Source organism: Novosphingobium aquiterrae (assembly GCF_042434435.1).
GTDB lineage: Bacteria > Pseudomonadota > Alphaproteobacteria > Sphingomonadales > Sphingomonadaceae > Novosphingobium > Novosphingobium aquiterrae.
On the sequence record NZ_JBHLTL010000008.1, the window covers coordinates 1 to 1,603 of the forward strand.

1 protein-coding gene is annotated in these 1,603 nt (G+C 65.0%); it reads left to right on the top strand.

Features of this window, described 5'->3' with window-relative positions; translation table 11 throughout:
* Positions 1-1,603, top strand: a 1,603-nt coding sequence (locus tag ACFFF7_RS13385) for an efflux RND transporter permease subunit (RefSeq protein ID WP_379481867.1), incomplete at both ends; no start/stop codon positions are given.

Sequence of the window (1,603 nt, forward strand, 5' to 3'; positions counted from 1 at the left end):
CGTAGTCGATCGTGCGCGCTACGATGTGTTTCCCGAGTTCGTTCCGGCCCAGGTCACGGTCCAGACCGAAGCTCCGGGGCTTGTAGCCGAGCAAGTCGAGGCACTGGTTACCCGCCCGATCGAGAATGCCATCAACGGGGCCAACGGCGTTGAGAGCGTCAGCTCGGAATCGGCGCAGGGGCTTTCGGTGATCCGCGTGGTCTTTACTGAAGGCTCGGAACCCTTGCGCGCGCGCCAGATTATTGCCGAGGCGCTGGGCAGCGTTTCGGGTAAGCTGCCCAGCGGCGTATCGCCGCCCGCGCTGTCGCCACTGACCTCTTCGACGATGGACCTCCTCAAGATCGGATTGACCAGCGACAAGCTCGACCAGCGCCAACTTCGCGCGCTGGCCGACTGGACCATACGGCCAAGGCTGCTGGCTACCAAAGGCGTCGCAGGCGCAGTGGTCTATGGCGCCGCCCCATCGCGCTACGAGGTCCGGATCAAGCCCTCGCAGCTTGTCGCGCGCAACATCTCGCTCGCCGAGGTCAATTCGGCGATTGCTGCACTGACCACGGTTCGCGGCGGGGGCTTTGCCGAGACGACCAACCAGCGCATTCTGATTCAGCCGGGCAATGGCGCGATCGACGCCGCCAAGCTCCGAGCGGCACTGGTGCCGAGCGGCAATGGCACGGCGGTGGCGCTGCGCGAAGTGGCCGATGTCGTGCTCGTGCCCGCACCGCAGTTCGGCGATGCGCTAATCATGGGCAAGCCTGGCGTGCTCGTTTCCATGTCGAGCCAATACGGGGCCAACACCCTTGAGGCCAGCCGCGCCGTCGCGGCGACGCTGGAAGAACTCAAGCCGACGCTCGATGCTCAGGGCATTAAGCTCTACCCGGCGCTGCACCGGCCCGCCAACTTCATCGAAGTTGCCCTGTCGGGCATGTCGAAGGATCTGATCGTCGGCGCACTGATGATTGCGCTCGTGCTGTTCGCCTTCCTGCGCGACCTGCGCACAGCGCTGATTGCGTTTCTCTCGATCCCCCTGTCTCTACTGGCCGCGCTGATCGTGCTCGACAAGCTGGGGGGGACGATCAACACCATGACGCTCGGCGGGCTGACCGTCTCGCTGGGTGTGGTGGTCGACGATGCGGTGGTCGGCGTCGAAAATATCGTCCGCCGATTGCGCAGCGCAGGTGCCGCCGATCGCGCAGCGATCATCGCCAATGCCACCGTCGAGGTCCGCGCACCGGTGGTTTATGCCACCTATCTGCTGGCTTTCACCATCGCGCCGATCCTGTTCCTGACTGGATTGCAAGGCGCCTTCTTCTCGCCGCTCGCGCTCTCGTTCCTGCTTGCGGTCCTCGCCTCGCTTGTTGTTGCCCTGACTGTGACACCGGCGCTCGCTGTACTGCTGCTCGGCAGGATGACCCCGCACGAGGAACCGCGCGCATTGGCGCGGGCCAAGGCCTGGCATCGCGCGCAGCTGGAACGGCTGTGCGATCGACCGCAGGCTGTAATCGGAGCGACAATCGTCACCAGCCTCATCGGCGCGCTGGGCCTTATGGCGTTCGGCGGCGAGCTGCTCCCGGCGTTCCGCGAGGGTCACTATGTTCTCAAGGTC